General features: G+C 71.2%; 1 protein-coding gene. It reads left to right on the forward strand.

Annotated features, from left to right (window positions below):
* On the forward strand, nt 1-18,135 hold an 18,135-nt coding region (locus RJ1_RS18625), incomplete at its 5' end, for a non-ribosomal peptide synthase/polyketide synthase (RefSeq protein WP_073362403.1).
* Between the last annotated feature and the right edge of the window lie 44 nt (nt 18,136-18,179).

Genomic DNA, 18,179 nt, shown 5'->3' on the forward strand with positions numbered 1-18,179 from the left:
GCACGCACGCTGCCGCACTTGCTGGCGGCGGCCGCCGCGGCGGACCCGGAAGCGGCGGCGCTGTCCTTCGAGGGCCGCCAGGTGTCCTACCGGGACCTCGACGAGTGGTCGAACCGGCTCGCCCGGCTGCTGATCGACCACGGCGCCGGACCGGAACACGTGGTGGCGCTGTGTTTGTCGCGGTCGATCGAGTCCGTGCTGGCCGTGTGGTCGGTCGCCAAGACCGGGGCCGCGTTCCTGCCGGTCGACCCCGGCCATCCCGCCGAGCGCATCGAGTACATGCTCACCGACTCGGGCGCCGTCACCGGCATCACCACGGCCGCGCTGCGACCCGGCCTGCCGGCGTCGATCCCGTGGCTGGTGCCGGGCGACCCCGCGACCCAGGCCGAACTGTCGTTGTTCCCGGCGTCGGCGGTGACCGACACCGACCGCACGTCGGCGCTGCACGTCGACCACCCGGCGTACGTGATCTACACGTCGGGATCCACGGGCAGACCGAAGGGCGTGGTGACCACCCACCGCGGTCTGTCGAATTTCGCTGCGACGGAACAGGACACGTTCGGTACGACAGCAGAATCCCGGACCCTGCACTTCGCGTCGCCGAGCTTCGACGCGTCCGTGCTCGAGCTGATGCTCGCGGTCGGTCCGGGCGCGACGATGGTGATCGCGTCCCCGTCCGTGTACGGCGGCGACGAACTGGCGGAGTTGCTGAGGCGCGAACGGGTCACGCACTGCTTCGTCACACCTGCGGCCCTCGCGTCGGTCGATCCCGCCGGCCTCGAGAGCGTCGAGTGCGTCGTGACCGGCGGTGAGTCCTGCCCGCCCGAACTGGTGGCCCGCTGGGCACCGGGCCGAAGGATGTTCGACGCGTACGGGCCGACGGAGGCGACGGTGGTGTCGAGCATCAGCACCGCGCTGGCGCCGGGCGAACCCGTCACGATCGGCGCTCCGACGCTCGGCTTCACCGAAGCGGTGCTGGACGCGCGGCTGTATCCCGTGCCGGCCGGCGTCGCGGGGGAGCTGTACCTCGCCGGTCCTGCGCTCGCGCGCGGGTATCACGGGCGGCACGCCCTCACCGCGGAACGCTTCGTGGCCAATCCCTTCGGGCCACCGGGAAGCCGGATGTACCGGACCGGCGACCTGGTGCGCTGGACGGCGGACGGGCAACTGGAGTACCTCGGGCGCACCGATTTCCAGGTGAAGATCCGCGGGTTCCGGATCGAACTCGGCGAGGTGGAATCCGCACTCCTCGCGCACGAGGACGTGGCGGCGGCGGTCGCGGACGTGCGCCGGGACGGCCACGCGGGTCATCGGCTGATCGGGTACGTGGTGCCCGAACCCGGCGCGGACGTGGATCCGGCAGCGCTGCTGGAGTTCGCGGGTGAGCGGCTCGCGTCGTACATGGTGCCCGCCGCCGTGGTGGTCATCGCCGCGCTCCCGGTGACGGTTCACGGCAAACTCGACCGGAAGGCGCTGCCGGAACCGGACTTCGGTGTCGCCGTCATCGACAGCCGGCCGCCCCGCACCGAGACGGAGACGCTGCTCGCCGACCTGTTCCGGGACGTGCTGGGACTCGAATTCGTGGGGGTGGACGATTCGTTCTTCGCGTTGGGCGGCGACAGCATCATGTCGATCCAGTTGGTGGCTCGCGCGAAGGCCGCCGGTCTGCTCCTGTCGCCGCGAGACGTGTTCGAGCGCAGGACCGTGGCCGGTCTCGCCGAGGTGGCCCACTACGAGCGCGCGGATGCCGTGGTGCTGGAGGAACTGCCCGGCGGTGGCGTCGGCCCGGTCCCGCTGACACCGGTCGTCGCGTGGATGCTGGGGCGCTCCGGCGGCCGGCTGGGCCGGTTCTCCCAGGCGGTGCTGGTGACCGCGCCGCCCCGGTTGCGCCGTGACGATCTCGTCGCGGCCGTCGACGCGGTGCTGGACCGCCACGACATGCTCCGCGCGCGACTCGACGTCGACGGGGACGGGCAGTGGCGGATGACGGTGCTGCCCACCAGGTCGGTGTCGGCCGACGCGCTGATCCATCACGTGCCCGTGCCGTCGTTCGACGCCGGCGATTTCGATGCCGTCGCCGCAGCCGAACTGAACGCGGCGGCCGACCGTCTGGATCCGGTGTCGGCCAGCATGCTGCAGGTGCTCTGGTTCGACGGCCCGGGCGGGCAGGGACGTCTGCTGCTGGTCGCGCATCATCTCGTCGTCGACGGCGTGTCCTGGCGGATCCTGATTGCGGACCTGGCGTCGGCGCACGCCCGGGTCGCCGAGGGGCTGCTCGCCGCGCTGCCGGCCGTCGGAACGTCGATGCGACGGTGGGCGAACGGACTCACCGACACCGTGCGGGACCGGCTCGCCGAGGGTGAACGGTGGCGGTCGATCCTGGACGGCCCCGATCCACTCCTCGGCTCCCGGCCGCTGGATCCGGCGGTCGACGTCGACGCCACCACGGGGCGTGTCACCGTCGACGTGCCGGCGGACGTCACCGAGGCACTGCTCACCACCCTGCCCGCGGCGTTCCACGGCGCCGTCGGCGACGGCCTCCTCACCGCGCTCACGCTGGCGTCGATCCGGTGGCGGCGGCAACGCGGAGTGGAGACGGCCGGAGCGCTGATCAACCTCGAGGGCCACGGCCGCGAAGACCACGTCGTTCCCGGCGCCGACCTGTCCCGCACCGTCGGCTGGTTCACCACCCTGTTCCCGGTTCGCCTCGACCTCACGGGCATCGACGTCGACGCCGCCCTCGCCGGGGCAGCCCCGGCCGGCGCCGCGATCAAGGCGATCAAGGAACAACTCCTCGCGATCCCCGATCACGGCATCGGCTACGGCATGCTGCGGTACCTGGACCCGGGCACGTCGGCAGCACTGAGCCGATTCCGGCCGCCGCAGATCAGTTTCAACTACCTCGGCCGGGTGGCGACGAGCGCGGGCGACGTGCCCTGGCTGCCCGTCGAGGGACGCACGGACCTCGGCGGCACCCAGAACCACGACATGCCCGCAGCCTGGGTCGTGGACGTCAACGCCGCGACCACGGTCCGCGGCGGCGAACCGGTGCTGACGGCGACGTGGTCGTACCCGACCGGAGTGCTGGCGGCCGAGGACGTGGACGAGCTTGCCGCACTGTGGGTTCGGGGACTCACATCGCTGGCCGAGCACGCGCGCAGGCCGGACGCGGGCGGGCTGACACCGTCCGATCTCGACCTGGTGTCCGTCGGGCAGGCAGACATCGACCGGCTCGAGCACGCCTATCCGGACCTCGCCGACATCTGGTCGCTGTCACCACTGCAGGCGGGTCTGCTGTTCCACGCGCAACTGTCCGAACACCGGCTCGACGCGTATCAGGTGCAGTTGGTCCTCGACCTCCGCGGCAGCGTCGACTCGGCGAGGCTGCAACGCGCTGCACAGGGTTTGCTCGACCGGCACGCGAATCTCCGCGTGGCCTTCGCCGACACGGGCGGCGGCCCGGTGCAGGTGGTCGTGGATGCGGTGACCGCACCGTGGACCGACGTCGATCTCACCCACTTCGACGAGACCCGGGTCGCCACCGAACTGGCCGCGCTCATGGCCGCCGACCGGGCGGTTCCGTTCGACATGTCCGAGGCTCCGCTGCTCCGGTTCTCGTTGCTGCGCACCGCACCCGACCGGTACCGGCTGGTCCTCACTCACCACCACATCCTCCTCGACGGTTGGTCGACGCCGCTGGTGATCAAGGATCTGCTGATCCTCTACGCCACCGGTGGCGACCCCGCGGCCCTGCCCCGCGTCCCGTCTTACCGCGACTACCTGCAGTGGATCGGCGGGCAGGACCACGAGCGGTCCACGGCCGCCTGGGTAGCCGCCCTGGCGGGCGCGGACGAGCCGACGTTCGTGGCACCCGCGACACGCGGTGAGCACAGCTTCGCCGAACCCGAGGACGTGCGCCTCGACGTGAGCGAGGAGAAGACCCGCGCGCTGGAGGCGCTCGCCCGCGAGCGGGGGCTCACGACGAACACCCTCGTGCAGGTGGCGTGGGGGCTGGTGCTGACCACGCTCGGCACCCGCGAGGACGTGACGTTCGGGGCCACCGTGTCCGGGCGCCCACCGGGCGTCACCGGGATCGAGTCCATGGTCGGGCTGTTCATCAACACGGTGCCCGTCCGGCTGCGCCTGCGCCGCGACGAGACGCTCGCGGAACTGCTGCAGCGCTTCCAGGCCGAACAGTCGGCCCTGCTCGACCACCACTACGTGGGCCTCACTGAGATCCAGCACGCAGTCGGGGAGGGCGCCGCATTCGACACGCTGACCGTGTTCGAGTCGTATCCGGTGGACCGCATGGGGCTGTCCGAGGACACCGACATCGACGGCATGCGCGTCGCCGGGATCGACGGGATCGATTCCACCCACTATCCGTTCACCCTGATGGCGCACGTCGACACCGGACTGCACCTACGACTGCGGTATCAGCCGACCGTCTTCGACAGCGATTTCGCGGAGTCGGTGACGGCCCGGGTCGCGCGCGTGCTGCAGATCCTGCTGTCGGACATCGACACCCCCGTCGCACACCTCACGCTGCTGTCGGAGGCCGAACTCCAGGAATTCACCGCGGTCCCCGGCGCCCCCGCCGGGCCACCGAGAACGCTGCCCGAGATCCTCACCGCGGCGGCCGGTGACCGGCCGGACGCGCCCGCGATCGTCTTCGACGGGCGGGAGACGAGCTACCGCGACCTCGACGCGCGGTCGAACGCGCTGGCCCGCGTGCTCATCGAACAGGGTGCCGGACCGGAGACGTTCGTCGCGCTCGGACTCCCGCGATCTGCGGAATCGGTGCTCGCCGTGTGGGCGGTCGCGAAGGCGGGTGCGGCGTTCGTGCCCGTCGACCCGAACTATCCCCCCGACCGCATCGAGCACATGCTGGCCGATTCCGGTGCGGCACTGGGCGTGACGACCTCGGCTCACCGGAACCGGTTGCCCGGTACGGTGCCGTGGCTGGTGCTGGACGAACCGTCCTTCGCCGGCACCTGGTCCGCCGCCCGCGTCACCGACGTCGACCGCCGGTCGGTGCTCGACGTCGACCACGCCGCCTACGCGATCTACACGTCAGGGTCCACCGGCCGGCCGAAGGGCGTCGTCGTGACCCATCGCGGGCTGGCGAACCTACTCACCGAGCAGACGGAGCACTACACCGTGTTGCCCGAATCTCGGTGTCTCCACATCTGTTCCCCCAGTTTCGACGTGGCGATCCTCGAACTCGTCCAGTCGTGTGCGGCCGGTGCGGCACTCGTGATCGCGCCGCCCGACGTCTACGGCGGCGCGGAACTCGCGGAATTGCTGCGGCGCGAACGCGTCACCCACGCCTGCATCACCCCGGCCGTGCTCGCCACCGTCGAATCCGACGGGATCGAGCATCTCGAGGCGCTCGTCGTGGCCGGCGACGCCGTCGGCGACGAACTGGTGGCCACGTGGGGTACCGATCGGGGAATGTTCAACGGCTACGGTCCCACCGAGGCCACGATCCTCACCACGTTCAGCCGGCCGCTGACCCCGGGTGAGCCGGTCACGATCGGCGGCCCCGTCCGCGGCGTCGCGCTGTCCGTCCTCGACTCGCGGTTGCAGCCGGTTCCGGCCGGGGTGCCCGGCGAACTGTACATTGCGGGACCGGCACTGGCCCGCGGCTACCACCGGCGGCCGGCGCTCACCGCGGAACGGTTCGTCGCCAACCCCTACGGCGGCGGCCGCATGTACCGCACGGGGGACGTCGTGCGGTGGCGCCGCGACCACACGCTCGAGTACCTCGGGCGCAGCGACTTCCAGGTGAAGATCCGCGGTCAGCGCGTCGAACTCGGGGAGATCGATTCGGTTCTCACCACCCACCCGCATCTCGACTTCGCCGCTACCCTCGGCAGGCCGGGACCGCTGGGGGACACGGCGCTCGTGTCCTACGTCCTGCCGCACGACGGCGAGGAGGTGGCGGCGCCCGACATCCTCGCGTTCGCGGGCCGGATCCTGCCGAAGTACATGGTGCCCGCCGCTGTGGTGGTGCTCGACGAGATCCCCCTGACACCCGTCGGCAAGCTGGACCGGAAGGCGCTGCCCGCACCGGAATTCGTCTCGGCGACGATCGGCTACCGGGCGCCCACCACACCTGTCGAGGAGGCCGTCGCACAAGTGTTCGCGGACGTGCTCGGGGCCCCGCGGGTCGGCGCGGACGACAGCTTCTTCGAGCTCGGAGGAGACTCGCTCAGTGCCACCCGGGCGGTCGCGCGCATCAACTCCGCCCTCGACGCCGGGATCGGCGTGGCCGCACTGTTCGACGCACCGGTGGTCGCCGATCTGGCGGTGCGGATCGACTCGGCGTCGCCGGCGTACACCCGGCCGGCGGCGCTCGCGGTGCGACCGCGTCCCGACCGGATACCGCTGTCGCTGGCGCAGCAACGCATGTGGTTCGTGAACCAGTTCGACACGTCCTCGCCCGCCTACAACATTCCGATCGCCCTGCGACTGACCGGCGCCCTCGACCACGACGCGTTGCTCGGGGCGGTCGGCGACGTGGTGGAGCGGCACGAATCGCTGCGCACCGTGTTCCCCGGCTCGGCCGACGGACCGCACCAGGTGATCGTCGACCCCGGGCGGGCCACCCCGAGCCTCGACCCGGTGGCGGTGTCCGGCGGCCGCGACCTGCGGGACGCCCTCGCGGCCCTCGTCGACACCGGCTTCGACGTGAGCGACGAGATACCCTTCCGCGCGGCCCTGTTCGAGCTGGACGCCGAGCAGCACGTCCTGGCCATCGTGGTGCACCACATCGCCGCCGACGGGTTCTCGATGAGGCCGCTCGCCCGCGACGTCATGCTGGCCTACACCGCCCGCACCGTCGGGGAGACACCCGGCTGGACACCGCTGCCGGTGCAGTACGCCGACTACAGCGTCTGGCAGCGCGACGTTCTCGGCGCGGAGGACGAACCGGATTCGGTGATGTCGCGGCAACTCGGGTACTGGACCGACGCTTTGTCCGGTGTGCCCGAGGTACTGCAGATCCCGGTCGACCGGCCGCGGCCCGCCCAGCGTTCGTACCGTGGGTCCGTCGTCGAATTCGACGTGCCCGCGCGACTGCACCGGTCGCTGAGTGCGATCGCCGCCCGGCACAATGCCACCCTGTTCATGGCCGTCCACGCGGCGTTCGCGGTGCTGCTGTCCCGGCTGTCGGGCACCGACGACATCACGATGGGCACTCCGGTCGCGGGCCGGGGTCAGGCCGTGCTCGACGACGTGGTGGGCATGTTCGTCAACACGCTCGTCCTGCGGACGGTCGTCGACCCGGGGGCGTCGTTCGGTGACGTGCTGACGTCGGTCCGGGCGGCGGACCTCGGTGCGTTCGAGCACGCGGACATCCCGTTCGAGCGGCTGGTCGACCACCTCGCCCCCGAACGATCCACGTCGCACGCCCCGCTGTTCCAGGTGCTCATCGAGTTCCGGAACGCGGAAGGCACCCACCTCGAGCTGCCCGGACTCACCGTCGACTCGCTCGACGTGGACCTCGGGGTCGCGAAGTTCGACCTGGAACTCGGCCTGGCCGAACAGATCGACGAGCACGGTGCGCCCGCCGGACTCGCCGCCGGACTACGGTTCGCGACGGACGTGTTCGATCGCGACACCGTGATCCGGTTCGGGGAGCGTTTTCTGCGGTTGCTCGAATCGATCGCGGCGACCGCGGATCTGCCGGTGGGCGACATCGAGATACTGGACCCGGTGGAGCGGGCGCTGGTGCTGCCGCCGCGCGCCGGGTCCGCCGCACCGGACGCGACGCTTCCGGAACTCTTCGAGCGGGCCGCGGAGCTGTCCCGCGGCGCGACGGCCGTCGTGTGCGAAGGTGAGTCGCTCACGTACGAGGAGCTGGACACGCGGTCGAATCGCCTGGCACGGTTGCTGATCGACCGGGGTGCGGGCCCCGAGACCCTGGTGGCCGTGGCCGCCGCGCGATCCGTGGATCTGGTGGTGGCACTCCTCGCGGTGGTGAAGTCGGGGGCCGGGTACGTGCCCGTCGACGTCACGTATCCGGCGGAGCGGCTCGCGTACGTCTTCGCCGACGCGTGGCCCGTGTGCGTGCTGACCACCGGGGACGAGGCCGGGACGGTCGAGGCGAGCGGGGTCCCGGTCCTCCTCGTCGACAGCTCGGACACGGCCGCCGAACTGGACCGTACGTCGCCGCTGCCGGTGACCGACGGAGACCGGACGGGGCCGCTCCACCCGGACGCGGTGGCGTACGTCATCTACACCTCCGGGTCGACCGGCAGGCCGAAAGGCGTTCAGGTGTCGCACCGCAACGTCGCCGCCCTGTTCGCGAACACACAGCCGCTGTTCCGATTCGACTCCTCCGACGTGTGGACCATGTTCCATTCGGCGGCGTTCGACTTCTCCGTCTGGGAGTTGTGGGGTGCGCTGCTCCACGGCGGCCGGCTGGTGGTGGTCGACTACTTCACGACCCGCTCACCCGACGCCTTCCTGAACCTGCTGAAGGACGAGAAGGTCACCGTCCTGAACCAGACCCCCACCGCCTTCTACCAGTTGGCGGAGGCGGACCGGGTGGCCGGCGGCGCCGACCTCGCCCTCCGCGTCGTGGTGTTCGGCGGCGAGGCGCTCGACCTGGGTCAGCTCACCCGCTGGTATGCGCGGCACGCAGATGCCGCCCCGGTGCTGGTCAACATGTACGGCATCACGGAGACCACCGTGCACGTCAGTCACCTGCCGCTGGACGAGAAACTCGCGGCCCGCGCGTCCGCGTCGGTGATCGGCCGGGGACTGCCGGGGCTGCGCGTGTACGTCCTCGACCCCCGCCTGCATCCGGTGCCGCCCGGGGTGGTCGGCGAACTCTATGTGTCGGGGGCGCAGGTGTCGCGCGGCTATCTCGGTCGGTACGCGCTCACCGCGACCCGGTTCGTGGCCGACCCGCACACACCCGGCTCCCGGATGTACCGGTCCGGCGACCTCGGCCGGTGGAACACGAACGGACAACTGGAATATCTGGGCCGCAACGACTTCCAGGTGCAGGTGAAGGGATTCCGTATCGAGCTCGGCGAGGTGGAGTCGGCGTTGCTCGCCTGCGACGGCGTGGCGCAGTCGGTGGTACTGTCGCGGCGGGAGCGTCTGGTGGGCTACGTGGTGCCCGAGGCGGGCCGGGTGCTGGACCCGGCCGGGCTCGTCGACGCTGTCGCCGGCCGGCTGGCGGCGCACATGGTGCCCGCGGCCGTGGTGATCCTCGATGCCCTGCCGCTCACCGTGAACGGCAAACTCGACCGTCGCGCGCTCCCCGAACCGGACTTCGGACAGCGGGTGTCGCTGGGCCGCGCCCCGGCGACCGAGACGGAGCGGATCCTCGCCGGCCTGTTCGCCGAGGTGCTCGGTCTCGAATCGGTGGGCGTCGACGATTCGTTCTTCGCGGTGGGCGGCGACTCCATCATGTCCATTCAGCTCGTCACCCGGGCGAAGGCGTCGGGGGTCGTGATCACCCCGCGGGACGTGTTCGAGCGCAAGACCGTTGCCGCACTCGCGGAGGTCGCGACCACGGGGGAGGAGACCGTCGCGCTCGCGGAGCTTCCGGGTGGCGGCGTCGGCGAAATCCCCCTGACCCCGATCGTGCGCTGGATGCTGGGCCGGGAAGGCGACTTCCGGCGGTACTCCCAGGCCGCGCTGTTCAGCACCCCCGCCGAACTCGACGAGGGCACACTGACCGCGGCGATGCAGGCGGTGCTGGACCGGCACGACGTCCTGCGCGCCCGGCTGTACCCGAGCGACCGGGCGGAGCACGGCTGGACCATGGCGGCCGCACCGCCCGGCTGGGTGCGGGCGACCTCCATGGTGCGTGCGGTGCCACTCGACGCCGAGGCCTCGTTCACCGACGCCGCGGCCCGGGAACTGGACGCCGCCGCAGGCCGGCTCGACCCGGAGTCGGGGGTGATGGTGCAGGCGGTGTGGTTCGAGAGCAGCGCGACCCCGGCCGCCCGCGGACGGTTGCTGATCGTCGCCCATCACGTGGTGGTCGACGGGGTGTCGTGGCGCATTCTCATCCCCGATCTCGCCCTCGCCTGCGCCCAGGTGCTGTCGGGTGACACGCCGACCCTGCCCGCCACGGGAACGTCGATGCGCCGGTGGGCGCACGCACTCACCGACGTGGCGCAGGAATCGTCCCGCACAGCCGAACTCGGCCTGTGGCGGCGGATGCTCGACACCCCCGACCCGCCCCTCGGGTCGCGACCGCTCACCGCATCCGACATCGAGATCTCCGCCACCGACGTCCAGCTTCCCAACGCCGTCACCGAGGCGCTGCTGACGTCGCTCCCGCGGGCGTTCCACGGGAATGTGGGCGACGGGTTGCTGACGGCGCTGGCGTTGGCGCTGGTCCGCTGGCGCCGCGGCCGGGGAATCGAATCCTCCGGCGCTCTCGTGAACCTCGAGGGACACGGTCGTGAGGAACAGGTGGTCCCCGGCGCCGATCTGTCCCGCACGGTCGGCTGGTTCACCACGATCTTCCCGGTCGGCCTCGACCTGGGCGGCGTGGACGTCGAAGACGCGTTCGCCGCGGGCCCCGCCGCGGGTGCCGCGATCAAGGGGGTGAAGGAGCGGTTGCGCGCGATCCCCGACCACGGCATCGGGTTCGGGCTCCTCCGGTACCTCGACGACCGCACGGCTCCGGAACTGTCGGCCCGGGCGAACCCGCAGGTGAGTTTCAACTACCTCGGCAGGCTGGGTGCGGGTGCCGCCCCGGACGGCGACTGGACGCCGCTCTCCGACACCGGACTGGCCGCCGCCGCGCACTCGGGGCTGCCCGCGGCGGCCGTCGTCGACGTGAACGCCAGGACCACCGACACCGCCGCCGGTCCGGCACTCACCGCGACGTGGTCGTTCCCGGTCGGGGTGATCGCCGCGGAGGACGTCGACGAACTCGCGCGACTGTGGGCGAGGGCGCTCGAGGCCCTCGCCGAGCACGCCCGGTCGGGCGGCGGCGGTTTCACACCCTCCGACCTGAACCTGGTCCCCCTCGGCCAGAGCGCGATCGACGACCTCGAGCGCCGCTACCCGGCCATGGCCGACGTCTGGCCGCTGTCGCCGCTGCAGGCCGGCATGCTGTTCCACGCCGAACTGGCCGACGAGTCGGTGGACGCCTACCTCGTCCAGCTGATCCTCGAACTCGGCGGCGACGTCGACGCGGCCCGGCTGCACCGGGCCGCCGGCGCCCTCGTCGAGCGGCATCCCAACCTGCGCAGTGCGTTCCTCCACGACACCGACGGCGGCGCCGTGCAGGTCGTCTCGGACCGGGTCGACGTTCCCTGGCGGGAGATCGACCTCGGCGGATCGGACGACGACGCGGCGGCGGCGGCGATCGAGCGACTGCTGGCCGCCGACCGGACCACTCCCTTCGACATGGCCACCGCGCCGCTGATCCGCTTCCTCCTGATCCGGACCGCCGGGGGTCGCTGCCGGCTGGTGTCGACCAACCATCACATCCTCCTCGACGGCTGGTCGATGCCCCTGCTGATCCGCGAACTGCTCACGCTGTACGCCACGGACGGCGACCCGTCACCGCTGCCGCGTGTGCGGGACTACCGCGACTACCTGACGTGGCTGAGGGGACGCGACACCGACGTGTCGGCGCGAGCATGGGCGGACGCCCTGGCCGGGGTGGAGGAACCGACGCTGCTGGTGCCCGCCGACCGGGCGCGGCAGCTGTCCACCGTCTCGCGGGAGTGGGTGTTCGACCTCGACGAGGACCGGACCGGCCGGCTGCGCGAATTCGCGCGCACGCGCGGGCTCACGCTCAACACCATCCTGCAGACGGCGTGGGGCGTCGTGCTCGGGATGCTCACCGGCCGCGACGACGTCGTGTTCGGCGCCACCGTATCCGGGCGTCCGCCCGAGCTTTCCGGCATCGAGACGATGGTCGGGCTGTTCATCAACACCGTGCCGGTGCGGATCACGCTGCGCCCGGACGAGACGCTGGGTGCGTTGCTCGAGAGGGTGCAGGCGGAGCAGGCGGCGATGCTCGATTACCACTACACCGGGCTCGCGCAGATCCAGGACGCCGCGGGACCCGGCGTCGGGTTCGACACCCTCACGGTGTTCGAGTCGTATCCGGTGGATCGCGCCGGGCTGTCCGAAGACACCGACATCGCAGGGCTGCGCGTGACCGGGGTGGATGCCCGCGACGCCGCCCACTACCCGCTGAGCCTCGTCGCGTCCGCGGAGGCGAGCCTGCACCTGAAGTTCGAGTACGTGCCCGACCTGTTCGCGCCCGGCGCGATCGAGGACATCGCCGTGCGGGTGGTCCGGGTGCTCGGTGCCTGCACGAACCCCGAAGTGCCGCTGGCCCGGCTGTCGCTGCTCACCGAACGCGAACAGGAGGAGCTGGTGCCGGTCCGCGGCGGCGCGGGCGGCTCCACCCGTACACTCGCCCGGATCTTCACGGACGCCGCCGCAGTCGACCCGGATGCGGTCGCCCTGTCGTCCGGCGACGTCGAGGTGTCCTACCGGGAGCTGGATGAGCGATCGAACCGCCTGGCGCGGGTCCTGATCGCGCGGGGCGCCGGTCCGGAAATCTCGGTGGCCGTGGGTGTCCCACGGTCGATCGACTCGATGCTGTGCATCTGGGCGGTGGCGAAGACCGGGGCCGCGTTCGTGCCCGTCGACCCGAACTATCCCGACGAGCGCATCATCCACATGCTCACCGACTCGGGCTGCGCCCTCGGACTCACGACCGCCGGCCACCGGGACCGACTGCCCGAGACCACGACCTGGCTGGTGCTCGACGACCCCGCGTTCGCCGCCGACTGCGCGACCGGGTCCGCGGCACCGGTCGACGACGGCGACCGCACGGCACCGGTCACACTCGACACCGCCGCCTACCTCGTCTACACCTCCGGATCCACCGGCACCCCGAAGGGCGTGACCGTCACCCACCGCGGCCTCGACAACTTCGCTCGCGACCAACTCGCCCGCTTCGGAGCGGGCGCGGAGTCCCGGACGCTGCACTTCTCGACGCCGAGTTTCGACGGATCGCTGTTCGAGTACCTGCAGGCGTTCGGTGCCGCGGCGACGATGGTGATCGTGCCGCCCACCGTGTTCGGTGGTGACGAACTCGCCCAGCTGATCCGCGACCGGCGTGTCACGCACGCGTTCGTCACCACCGCCGCGCTGGCATCCCTCGACCCCACAGGACTGGATCACTTCACCGACGTCGCCGTCGGCGGGGAGGCCTGCCCACCCGAACTCGTGGCCCGCTGGGCGCCGGGGCGCCGGCTGTACAACGCCTACGGTCCGACCGAGACCACGATCATGTCCAACATCAGCGACCCGATGACTGCCGGGGAGCGGATCACCATCGGCGGACCCATCCGCGGCGTCACCGAACTGGTGCTCGATTCCCGGTTGCAGCCGGTTCCGGTGGGAGTTCCGGGCGAGTTGTACCTCGCCGGAGCGGGTCTGGCCCGCGGCTACCACCGCCGTCCTTCACTCACCGCCGAACGGTTCGTGGCGAACCCGGCCCAGTCGGGCGACCGGATGTACCGGACCGGCGACGTCGTGCGCTGGACCGCCGAACACACCGTCGAGTACCTGCGACGCAGCGACTTCCAGGTGAAGGTCCGCGGGTTCCGCATCGAACTCGGCGAGATCGACGCGACCCTTACCGCGGACCCCGACGTGCGGTTCGCGGTCACGGTCGCCTACCGCGGTCCGGCCGGAGACACCCTCCTCGCGTCCTACGTCGTGCCCGCGCCCGGGCGTGCCCTCGACACCGGTCGGATCACCCGTCGTCTCGCCGACCGGCTGCCCGCCCACATGGTTCCGTCGTCGATCACCGTGCTGGCGGAGATCCCGCTCACCGCCGTCGGGAAATTCGACCGCACAGCGCTGCCTGCGCCCGAATTCGCCGTCGGCCCCGGGGAATACCGGGCACCCGCCGATCCGGTGGAGGAGACGGTGGCCGAGGTCTTCGCGGAGGTGCTCGGACTCGACCGCGTGAGTGCGGACGCGAGCTTCTTCGACCTCGGCGGCAATTCGCTGAGCGCCACCCGCGCGGTGGCCCGCCTGCGCGCCGCACTCGGCACCGACGTCGGCGTGCGGGCGTTGTTCGAGGCGCCCACGGTCGCGGCGTTCGCCGCGCGCATCGAGCACGCGGGAGCGGGCACATCGGGTCGTCCCGCCCTGACCGCCGGGAAACGCCCCGACCGGATCCCGCTGTCCTACGCCCAGCAGCGGATGTGGTTCATCAACCAGTTCGACACGAGTTCGCCCGCCTACAACATCCCGATGATCGTCCGGCTCACCGGGCACCTGGATGTCGATGCGCTGACGTCCGCGGTCGCCGACGTGGTGTCGAGGCACGAGTCGTTGCGTACCCGGTTCCCGCTCCGCGACGGCGAACCCGTCCAGGAGGTCCTCGAACCCGACCCGCCGGCGCTCGCGCCGATCCCGATCGCGGACGAACACCAACTCCGGGACGAGTTGACTCGCCTCGTGTCGGCCGGCTTCGACGTCACCGCCGAGGTGCCGCTGCGCATCGCCCTGTACTCCCTCGACCTGTACTCCCTCGAGGTCGATACCCACGTGCTGGCCGTGGTCGTGCACCACATCTCGGCCGACGGCTTCTCGATGGCGCCGCTGGTGCGGGATGTGATGATCGCGTACGAATCCCGCGTCCACGGCCGTGCCCCCGGGTGGACCCCGCTGCCCGTCCAGTACGCCGACTACGCGCTGTGGCAGCGTCGGTTGCTGGGTTCGGAGGACGACCCCGGGTCGCTGCTCTCGCGTCAACTGTCGTACTGGCAGTCGGCGTTGTCCGGGCTGCCCGAACTCCTCGAACTGCCCACCGACCATCGGCGTCCCGCCCAGCAGTCGTTCCACGGCGACCGGGTGCGCTTCGCGATCGACGCGGGCCTGCACGAGCGGATCCGGACCGCGGCACGTGAGCACGGGTCCACCGAGTTCATGGTCGTGCACGCGGCGCTCGCCGTCCTGCTCGGCCGGCTGGGCAGCACCGACGACGTGGCGATCGGCACCCCGATCGCCGGCCGCGGCGAGGCGGCGCTCGACGACCTCGTCGGCATGTTCGTCGGCACCCTCGCGCTGCGGACCCCGATCGAGGCGGGACAGCCGTTCCGCGACCTGCTCGCGCGGGTCCGCGACGTCGATCTCGGGGCGTTCGCGCACGCCGACCTACCCTTCGAACGCGTGGTGGACGCCGTCGGCCCGGTGCGGTCGACCGCGCACTCGCCCCTCTTCCAGGTGTCCCTCGAATTCCAGAACACCGAGAACCCCGCCCTGCGACTGCCCGGGCTGACCGTCCAGGGACTCGATCCGGCCCTCGACGTCGTGAAGGTGGACCTCGAGGTCATCCTCGACGAGCGATTCGACGCGGACGGCGCACCTCCGGGATGGAATTGCGCGGGCATGGTGGGCGCGATCGACTACGCGACCGACCTGTTCGAGGCCGGCACGGTGCAGGGCTTCGCGGACCGCTTCGTCCGGATCCTCGAGATTGTGACCGCCGACCCCGACGTCGTGATCGGCGACGTCGAGATCCTCGGCACCGACGAAGTCGCGGCGCTGACTCCCGCGCGCGGAGCCGCCGACGCGCCGAACCTCCTGCTGCCCGCACTGTTGGCGGCAGCGGCATCGCGCCCGGACGCCGAGGCGGTGTCGTACGATGGCCGCGCGGTCACCTACCGCGAACTGGACGAGGCCTCGAACCGGCTGGCGCGCAGGCTGATCGATGCCGGTGCGGGACCCGGGACGTTCGTGGCGCTGAGCTTGCCGCGGTCGATCGAATCGGTGCTGTCGGTCTGGGCCGTCACGAGAAGCGGTGCGGCGTTCCTGCCCGTAGATCCCGGCTACCCGGAAGAGCGGATCGAGCACATGCTCACCGATTCCGGAGCGGTGTCCGGCGTGACCGTCCGCGCGCACCGCGACCGGCTGCCAGACACCGTCACCTGGATCGTGCTCGACGACGCCGAGGACGAGGAACTGATCCGGGTGCAGTCGGCGGCCCCCGTCACCGACGCGGACCGGACCGTGCCGCTGCACGACACGCACCCCGCGTATCTCATCTACACGTCCGGATCCACCGGCACACCCAAGGGCGTGGCCGTCACGCACCGCGGCCTGGCGAACCTCGCCGCCGAGGAACGCGACCGCCTCGCGGTCACCCCCGACTCCCGGGTCCTGCACTTCGCGTCGCCGAGCTTCGACGCGTCCGTGTTCGAACTCGTCATGGCGTTGTGCGCGGGCGCGACGCTGGTGATCGCGCCGCCCACGATCTACGGCGGCACCGAGCTGGCCGCGCTGTTGAGCGAGGAGCGGGTGTCCCACGGGTTCGTCACCCCGACGGCCCTGGCGTCGATGGACCCCCTCGGGTTCGAGTCGCTGCGGACGCTGGTCGTGGCCGGTGAAGCGTGTCCACCCGAACTCGTCGCCCGGTGGGCACCCGGCCGCCGGATGTTCAACGCGTACGGGCCCACGGAGACCACGATCATGTCGAACATCAGCGAGGCGCTGGTACCGGGCGAACCGGTCACGCTGGGCGCACCCACCCGCGGCGTGTCCGAGGTCGTGCTGGATTCCCGGCTGCGCCCGGTGCCCGTCGGGGTCGTCGGCGAGCTGTACGTGTCGGGACGCGCCCTCGCCGCCGGATACCACCGCCGGCCCGGCCTGACGGCGTCGCGTTTCGTGGCCGCGCCCTGGGGCTCGCCCTGTGAACGGATGTACCGCACCGGAGACGTGGTGCGCTGGCGCCGCGACGGCACTCTCGAATACGTCGGGCGCAGCGACTTCCAGGTGAAGATCCGCGGGTTCCGGATCGAACCCGGCGAGATCGACGCCGCACTCACCGATCACCCCGACGTCGGGTTCGCCGTCACGATCGCCCGTGCCGGGCCGGTGGGGGAACCGTTGCTCGTCTCCTACGTCCGCCCGGTCGGCGGCGCGCACGTCGACACCGCGGAGCTCACCCGTCTCATCGGTGAGCGGCTGCCCGCCCACATGGTGCCCGCCGCGATCGTCGTGCTCGAGCAGATTCCGCTGACACCGGTCGGCAAGCTGGATCGCGCCGCACTGCCCGCCCCCGCGTTCCTGTCCGGCACCGGGTTCCGGCTGCCCGCGAACGCCCTGGAGGAAGCGATCGTCGACGTGTTCGCCGACATCCTCGGTCTCGATCGGGTGGGCGCGGACGACAACTTCTTCGAGATGAGCGGCAACTCCCTGCTCGCCACCAAGGTGGTGGCCGCTCTCCAGGAGAGACTCGACCGGAAGATTCCCCTGCAATGGATGTTCCTGGACCCCACACCGTCCGGGCTCGCCCGCAGAATCGTGCTGCCGTCGGCCGAGGGGGGAGTCCAGGAGGCTCTCGCCGTCGTGATCCCGCTGCGCACGGAGGGCACCGGGCGACCGCTGTTCTGCGTGCACCCCGGAATCGGGTTGTCCTGGGGGTATGCGGGCCTCGTCCGGTACCTGCCCGCCGACCGCCGCGCATACGGTCTGCAGTTGCCCACGATCAGCGGCGACGGCGAATACCAGTCGATCGAACAACTCGCCCACCGCTACGTCGAGGAGATGAAGGCGATCCAGCCGGAGGGGCCGTACGACCTGCTGGGCTGGTCGCTCGGTGGGGTCATCGCCCACGCGATGGCCGTCGAACTGCAGAGGTCGGGTGACGACGTCGCCACACTCGCGCTCATGGACAGCTACCCCGACGACGGCTCGGATCAGCTGTTCGGGAAGCTCGACATGCACGACCTGCTGCGTGGACTCGGCCTGGTCGTCGAGACGGACGGCGAGCTCACCTACGAGGAGGCTGCGCGGCTGCTCGACGAGTCGTGGGGCAGCGAATCCGGGCTCCGCGGCGACGACCTCGAGCGGATCAACGCCGGTTATGAGAACTCACGAGACCTGGTCCACCGGTTCGTGCCGCAGGTCTACGACGGCGACCTGCTCATCTTCCCTGCCGTCGGCGCGGACGACACCGACACGAGGCCGCGGTCGGCGCAGGAGTGGCGGCGGCTCGTCCGCGGCCGCATCGACGAGCACCCGGTGGACTGCGGGCACAACGACATGATCGAGCCTCGGTCCCTCGCCGCCATCGGGCCGGTGCTCGCGAGGTACCTCGACACTCGAATGTGAACCCGGGGTCGCGGCGGGCGAATACCCGAAAACGGGGCCGCCCG

Origin of the sequence: Rhodococcus jostii NBRC 16295, from assembly GCF_001894825.1 — a bacterium.
GTDB classification, from domain to species: Bacteria; Actinomycetota; Actinomycetes; order Mycobacteriales; family Mycobacteriaceae; genus Rhodococcus_F; species Rhodococcus_F jostii.